The sequence below is a fragment of the Nonomuraea sp. NPDC049637 genome, assembly GCF_040675235.1.
GTDB lineage: Bacteria > Actinomycetota > Actinomycetes > Streptosporangiales > Streptosporangiaceae > Nonomuraea.
The window spans coordinates 22,570-29,044 of sequence record NZ_JBFAOM010000077.1; the positions used below are offsets into that span (position 1 = coordinate 22,570).

Genomic DNA, 6,475 nt, shown 5'->3' on the forward strand with positions numbered 1-6,475 from the left:
AATACCCCGCCGCGGGCTCTCTCGTTGACCGTCTCCACGGCCCATGGCAACCATTCTTGAGTATGGCCAAGCGGGCACGAGAAACGGTCGAGTGATCGCGTGAGAGGAATGGCATGAGCGCGAATGCTTTGTACGCCGGTCGAGACTGGAAACTCGACCACGACAAGCGAGTCAAGGTCAGCAACGCGGAACTTCGTTACACCGTCGTGGGGCGCGGCGAGCCCGTCCTGTGCATCCACTGCACCTCCATTTCGGACGGTCTCATCACGCCGCTCCTGAAGTACAACCCGGAGCTGCTGGACAAGTACCAGTTCATCAGCTATTACCGCGCCGGTTACAACGGCAGCACGCTGGAGAAGGACAGCCTCAGCATCGAGGAGGGCGCCGAGCACGCCAAGCAGCTCCTCGACCACCTCGGCATCGACAAGGCGCACGTCATGTCGTACTCCTTCGGCGGGGTGATCGGCTTCCAGTTCATGCTCTCCTACCCCGAGCGCACGCACTCGGCGGTGCTGCTGGAGCCGTACCTGCCGCGTGAGGGCGCCGAGGCCGAGAAGGCCAACAACGACGCCGTGATGACGGCCATCGAGCTGGTGCAGAAGGGCGACAAGCTCACCGCCGCCTGCGACTTCATGGCCGCCGTCTGCGGCCCGAGCTACCTCGGCTCCGTGGACATGACCTGCCCCCTCGACGTGTGGGAGCGGGTCGAGGAGTGCGCGGACGTCACGTTCAAGGTCGACTTCCCGGCGCTGGGCGGCTGGGGCTTCCGCATGTCCAAGGCCGACCAGCTCGTGCCGGAGAAGCCGCGGATGCCGGTGCTGGCCGTGATGGGCCTGGACAGCGAGGCGGCCATGCCCGGCTTCCGCGAGGCCCAGCACTTCCTCATGAACTGGCTGCCCCAGGCCGAGCGCTGCGGCATCGTCGGCGCCACCCACGGCCTGCAGATCATGAACCCGAGAGCGGTCGGCGAAGGCGTCTCGGCCTTCCTCGCCAAGCACCCGATGCAGTAGCACCCGATGCAGTGAGAGGAGAGCGATGTCGGATCTGACGGCTGAGCGACTGGCGGCGGCACACCAGGCGCTGCGGTCCGGCGACCGCGAGCGCGCGCTGGAGTACTGGCACCCCGACGTGCGGTTCCAGTCCCCCGGCAACCACCCGTACGCCGGATGGCACGACGGCCTGGACGCCTTCATGGGCTTCATCAAGACCTGGCAGCGGCTGGCCGGCGGCACTCTGCGCATGGAGCAGATCGCCTGCCTGGTCAACCCGGTGGACGGCTACACCATCGACGTCAACCGGTGCACCGCCGTGCGCAAGCGCACCGGCTCGGACGGCACCTCCTTCTACGAGCATCTGCAGATGGAGGGGGTGGACCTGATGCGGTGGGAGAACGGCCGCATCGTGGAGGGCCGCGGCGGCATCTTCGGCGACGGTACCGCCAACTTCAGCTCGTTCTTCGGCCCGATCGGCCCCGACGGGCGCAGATCCGACGACTGAGCGGGCGATCCCCGGCGGGCCGGTCGGTACCGGCCCGCTTTCTCGTGCCCGCGGGCCGTCCCGGCCTTCCTTCGTGCCCCTTTTTCCGCAGGAACGCGCCCACAGGAGAAGACATGACCCGTTTGCGTGGCGTCCTCCGCGCCTCCGCCGCCGCCCTGGCCGTCACCGCCGCGCTGGCGGCGGCGACGCCGGCCCAGGCGCTCCTGACCCCGTCCTTCCGGGCCGTGGACCCGCCCGGCGACCCCACCACCCTCTGGAGCGTCGACGTGCTGGACGCCGCCCACGCCTACGCCGTCGGCTGGCGCGGCTACGACGGCTCGCCGGACACCTCCGTGCTGCGCTGGGACGGCTCGTCCTGGAGCAGGCTGCCGCTCACCGCCGGGTACGACGTGCCGAGCCCGTGCTGCGTCGCGGCCGTCGCGCCGGACCAGGTGTACGTGACCGGCAGCAAAAGCATCGCCGACGTGTCCTGGCCGCGCTCGGCGTACTGGAACGGCTCGGCCTGGTCGGAGATCCCGCCCCCGCCCGGCTGGACGCCCCCGGTGCCCGGCGACGAGTGGACCGGCCCGCTCGCCGCCACCAAGGACGGCTCGCTCTGGTCGATCAGGTACAAGAGCAGCGGCGGCACCGACATCCTGCGCCTGCGCCAGGGCTCCTGGACGGTCTACCCGCGCACCGAGAACCTGGGCCTGCTGCGCGCCGTGGACGGCGGCGACCAGATCGTCTTCGCCGCCGAGAACGGCGTCGTCCTGTGGGACGGCACGGCCCTGCGCTCGCTGGGCAGGCCCGGCGTCAACCCGCGGGGCGTGTACGTCGAGGGCCCCGGCAGGATCTGGGTCAGCGGCTACCAGCCCCGGGCGAACCGGCCCGCGACCCCGGCCATCGCCCGCTACGACGGCGCCCGCTGGACCGTCTCGGCGCTGCCCGGCGCCCCGGGCAACGGCTCGGCCAGCATCAGCGGCGACGGCGAGGGCCACCTGGTCATCCCGACCGGCGGCGGCACCACCTCGCCCGCCTACCTGTACTTCGACGGCGCCTCGTGGACCCGGGTCAGCGGCCCGGCCCGCCCGTCGGCCGGGTACGCGGGCGCGTACGCGGTGGACCGCGTGCCCGGCACGTCCACGATCCTGTCGGTGGGCGGCGCCAACGTGACCAACCTGACCGGGTTCGCGATCAGTGACGTGATCAGCCCCCGCTGAGCCGGGCGGCGCGGACCCCGTGAGCGGGGAGGGGCGGCAGGCCCCTCCCCGCTCACGCGCGCCCGCCGCCCGCGCGGCCCTGGCGGATCGCCGTGACGAGCGTGCCGGCCAGCAGCAGCGCCGAGGTGACCGTCAGGACCACGCCCAGCCGGTGCAGCCCCTCGTCGGTGGCGCGCTCGCCGTAGGTCACGCTGATGAGCAGCGCCGAGCAGATCGCCCCGGCGTACTGCGAGGTGCGCAGCAGGCCGGCGGCCATGCCGATCTGGCCGGGCGGCGCCTGGGCGTACATGGCGGCCTGGTTGCCCACGATGTTGAGCCCGTTCTGTACCCCGAAGACCATGCTGAGCAGGCACAACGACAGGATGGACGCGCCGCCGTCGAGGGCCGGCAGCCAGGCGCAGCCGGCCAGCAGGGCCGCGGCGCCGGCCGGCAACATCCAGCGCGCCGTGCCTGAGGCGCCGTCGGCCCGCGCGGCCAGCCCCGAGACCACCGCGCCCACGGCCGAGGTGGGCATCAGCAGCAGCCCGGCGATCGCCGCCGTCAGCCCTCTGCCCTGCTCCAGCCACTGGGTCCAGCCGTACAGGAAGCCGTACGTGGCCATGAAGGTCACCGCGTTGCGCAGGTAGGTGACCAGCAGCGGCCGGTTGCCGGCCAGGTCGCGCAGGCTGCCGCCGCCGTCCGCGCCAGCTCGCTCGTACGGCTCGTCGCGCGGCAGCCACAGCAGCGCCGAGACCACCCCGGCCACCGCCATCGGCAGGTTGACCAGGAAGATCCAGCGCCAGCCGCCGAGCGCGTCGAGCAGCCCGCCGAGCGGCGGCCCGAGCACCATGCTGACCTGCCCGGCCATGGCCAGCGCGCCCATCACCGAGGCGGGCGCGGCGCCGCCGGACCGCTGCGACCTGCGGCGGACCATGCTCATGGCGGCCGGGTAGGCGGCCGAGGTGCCGAGGCCGATCACCACGCGGGCGGCCACGAGCAGGCCGAGGGTCGGCGCCCAGTAGCCGAGCAGCCCGCCGGCCGCGACCGTGACGAGCCCGGCCAGGTAGACGCGGCGCGGGCCGAGCCGGTCGGCCAGCCGGCCCAGCACCGGCTGGCCGATCGCGGTGGCCAGGTACAGGGCCGACACCAGCCAGGAGGTGGCGTCGGCGCCCACGCCGAAGTGGTGGGCGATGGGCACGAGCGCGATGGCGATGATCGAGGAGTTGATCGGGTTGAGCAGCGAGCCGACCGAGACCGCCGTGACGAAGCGGGGGCCGAAGGCGGCCTGGCCTGGCTCGCTGTCCGGCCGCGGCGGCGCGGTCACAGCTGGTACTTCTCCTCTAGCTTCTCGTAGATGTCGATCTTGTAGTCGATGGCGGCCAGGTCGTCCTTGAGCTGGTCGATGCGCTTGGCCACCTCCTCGCGGTGGGTGAGCAGGATCTGCTTGCGCTCGGCGGTCGTGCTCTCGCCGGCACGCACCAGCTCGGCGTAGCGGCGGACGTCGGCGATGGACATCCCGGTGCCGCGCAGCCTGGTCAGGAAGCGGATCCAGGCCAGATCACGCTCGGTGTAGCGGCGGTGCCCGTTCCCGCCGCGCGGCGGCGTCTCCCGCATCAGGCCGGCTTTCTCGTAATAGCGCAGCGCGTGGGCGCTGAGGCCGGTCTCGGCTGCGACTTCCGCGATCGTCAGGCTCTGACTCATACCGATCATTGTCGCCCTTCGAGCGCGATCCAAGTCAAGTGCATTCGCCGGAATTCCGGTGAATGCGGGTTCGGACTTGACGGAATGGGACCGGCTACCTCCATACCGCCCGGTCACCGCCGGACGGCGCGTTGACGCGTTTTCCGGCGGCTGAACATGATTCTTCCGTAGCGCCGGACGAAATGGTGGTGCCAATGGCGAAGAGCGAATTCGTGAGATTCCTCGGCGATCTCCGGGAGAATCCGCAAAGACGCGCTGAGTATAGCGCGAGAAATCTCAGTCAATTGTTGTTCCACGCCTCCGACGAGGGCTTCCGGTTCACCGCCGAGGAGCTGGTGTCGGTGGTCGGTGCCCTGGAGATCGAGGTCATCGTCGCCAAGGACGGCGAGTCCGTCGACGGCGGCAGCACGCTCTGGCGGCACATGTGGGGCAGGCGTTACCTGGACTACCTGCTCGATCACGTGGTGGCCAGGTTCGGGGCGGAGGAGCTGCGCGGGTTCGCGGCCGACGAGAGGCGGCCGGTGGCATGAGCGGGACGAACCTGATCGCGTTCCTGCGCCTGGCGGGCTCGCGCGCCGACGTGCTGGAGTCGCTGAAGGACAAGAGCAAGGCGGAGGTCATCGCCGCCGCGGCCGAGCACGGGCTGCCGTTCTCCGAGGGCGACTTCAACGGCGTCGTGTGGGAGCTGGAGGAGCGTCTGGCCGACCTGCGCGGCGACGCCTTCGACGCCACCTTCCCGCTCTGGCGGACGATGTGGGGGCAGCACTACCTGGAGTTCCTGGTCGGCGACCTGCTGCCCGCGCTGGAGCGGGCCCGGCTGCTGGAGCCGTCGTGAGCGCCTACGACTACATCGTGGTGGGCGCGGGCAGCGCCGGGTGCGTCCTGGCCAGGCGGCTGCTGGACGCGCTGGGCTGCCGGGTGCTGCTGCTGGAGGCCGGCGGCCCGGACGACGCCGAGTGCGTGCACCGGACGGACGTGCCGTCGATGACGTCGATGTGGGGCTCGCCGGAGTTCGTGTGGGACTACGCCAGCACCCCGCAGCCGGAGCTGGGCGGCCGGGTCGTGCCCATCCCGCAGGGCCGCGTGACCGGCGGCGGCAGCTCGGTCAACGCCATGATGTACGTGCGGGGCAACCGCCGCGACTTCGACGGCTGGGCCGCGCTGGGCAACGACGGCTGGTCCTACGACGAGGTGCTGCCCTACTTCAGGCGCTCGGAGGACTACCCGGGCGGCTCGCCGGAGTACCGGGGCGGCGGCGGCCCGCTGAAGGTCGTGGACTACGGCTCGCCGTCGGACGCCTCGCGCGCCTTCGTGCAGGCGGCGATCGCCCGCGGCCGCGCCGACGGCACGGGCGACTACAACGGCCCCCGGCAGGAGGGCCTGGCCTTCTTCTACCAGTCCACCCGGGACAAGGACGGCCGCCGCTCCAGCACGTCGGAGGCGTTCCTGGCGCCGGTGCTCGGCGAGCCCGGCCTCACGCTGGAGACCGGCGCCGTCGTCACCCGCCTCACCGTCGAGGGCGGCCGGGCCACGGGCGTGGAGTACGTCAAGGACGGGCGCGCGCACCGGGCCACGGCCGCGCAGGAGGTCGTCGTGGCCTGCGGCGCGCTGGGCTCGCCTGCGCTGCTGCTGCGCTCGGGCCTCGGCCCGGCCGCGCACCTGCGCGAGCACGGCGTCGAGGTGGTCGCCGACCTGCCGGGCGTGGGCCGCAACCTGCAGGACCACGTGCTGTTCGGCATCGGCTACGAGAGCCTGCGCGAGCTGCCCTTCCCCGAGCTGCTGGCCGAGGCGGGGCTGTTCACCAACGTCCTGGGCGGCGACGGGCCGGACCTGCAGTTCTTCTTCGGTCCGGTGCAGTTCATCGACGACCGGTACAAGACGGACGGCCCGGGGTTCACCTTCGCGCCGATCCTGCTGCAGCCGGAGAGCAGGGGCGAGGTGCGGCTGCGTCCCGGCGACCCGCTGCGTCCGATCATCGACCCGCGCTACCTGGCGGCCGCCGCCGATCTGCGGCTGCTGACCGAGGCCGTCGTGCTGGCCAGGGAGCTGGTCTCGGACGCGGCCTTCGACTCCCTGCGCGGGCGGGAGCTGGCCCCCGG

At 71.9% G+C, this 6,475-nt stretch carries 8 protein-coding genes; 6 read left to right on the top strand and 2 right to left on the bottom strand.

The window, feature by feature from the left end; genetic code table 11:
* Positions 1 to 113: 113 nt before the first annotated feature.
* The 3 genes from AB0J71_RS47615 (at position 114) to AB0J71_RS47625 (ending at position 2,696) form a co-directional block, all read left to right on the top strand.
* The gene (locus AB0J71_RS47615) at positions 114 to 1,010 is read left to right on the top strand and encodes an alpha/beta hydrolase (RefSeq protein ID WP_352328300.1); all 897 of its coding nucleotides are present in this window, start codon (positions 114 to 116) and stop codon (positions 1,008 to 1,010) included.
* 25 nt (positions 1,011 to 1,035) lie between these two features.
* Positions 1,036 to 1,497: a nuclear transport factor 2 family protein gene (locus tag AB0J71_RS47620; protein ID WP_352328301.1), complete on the top strand. Its 462-nt coding sequence runs from the start codon at positions 1,036 to 1,038 to the stop codon at positions 1,495 to 1,497.
* A gap of 113 nt (positions 1,498 to 1,610) precedes the next feature.
* Entirely contained in the window at positions 1,611 to 2,696 is a 1,086-nt protein-coding gene (locus AB0J71_RS47625; protein WP_364420925.1) for a hypothetical protein, read from the top strand.
* Between the two features lie 52 nt (positions 2,697 to 2,748).
* Here the strand turns inward: AB0J71_RS47625 and AB0J71_RS47630 are convergent, their stop codons facing one another.
* Complete coding sequence (locus tag AB0J71_RS47630) at positions 2,749 to 3,999, bottom strand: MFS transporter (RefSeq protein WP_364420927.1); 1,251 nt, start codon at positions 3,997 to 3,999, stop codon at positions 2,749 to 2,751.
* Positions 3,996 to 4,376, bottom strand: coding sequence for a MerR family transcriptional regulator (locus AB0J71_RS47635; RefSeq protein WP_352330857.1), 381 nt, complete (start codon positions 4,374 to 4,376; stop codon positions 3,996 to 3,998). Before AB0J71_RS47635 ends, AB0J71_RS47630 begins: the two co-directional genes overlap by 4 nt.
* Positions 4,377 to 4,660: 284 nt before the next feature.
* Between AB0J71_RS47635 and AB0J71_RS47640 the strand changes: the two genes are divergently transcribed.
* The 3 genes from AB0J71_RS47640 to AB0J71_RS47650 all read left to right on the top strand — a co-directional run.
* Positions 4,661 to 4,906, top strand: a complete 246-nt coding sequence (locus AB0J71_RS47640; protein WP_352330859.1) for a hypothetical protein — start codon at positions 4,661 to 4,663, stop codon at positions 4,904 to 4,906.
* On the top strand, positions 4,903 to 5,211 hold the full coding sequence (locus AB0J71_RS47645) for a Nif11-like leader peptide family natural product precursor (RefSeq protein WP_352330861.1): 309 nt from the start codon (positions 4,903 to 4,905) through the stop codon (positions 5,209 to 5,211). The genes AB0J71_RS47640 and AB0J71_RS47645 overlap by 4 nt, the downstream gene beginning before the upstream one ends.
* Positions 5,208 to 6,475, top strand: a 1,268-nt coding sequence (locus tag AB0J71_RS47650; protein WP_364420929.1) for a GMC family oxidoreductase N-terminal domain-containing protein, incomplete at its 3' end; no start/stop codon positions are given. The genes AB0J71_RS47645 and AB0J71_RS47650, both read left to right, overlap by 4 nt.

Bases quoted from the DNA above. Each gene is read 5' to 3' on its own strand.
- AB0J71_RS47615 (WP_352328300.1), top strand. From the start codon at position 114: ATGAGCGCGAATGCTTTGTACGCCGGTCGAGACTGGAAACTCGACCAC.
- AB0J71_RS47645 (WP_352330861.1), top strand. From the start codon at position 4,903: ATGAGCGGGACGAACCTGATCGCGTTCCTGCGCCTGGCGGGCTCGCGC.
- AB0J71_RS47635 (WP_352330857.1), bottom strand. From the start codon at position 4,376: ATGAGTCAGAGCCTGACGATCGCGGAAGTCGCAGCCGAGACCGGCCTC.
- AB0J71_RS47625 (WP_364420925.1), top strand. From the start codon at position 1,611: ATGACCCGTTTGCGTGGCGTCCTCCGCGCCTCCGCCGCCGCCCTGGCC.
- AB0J71_RS47620 (WP_352328301.1), top strand. From the start codon at position 1,036: ATGTCGGATCTGACGGCTGAGCGACTGGCGGCGGCACACCAGGCGCTG.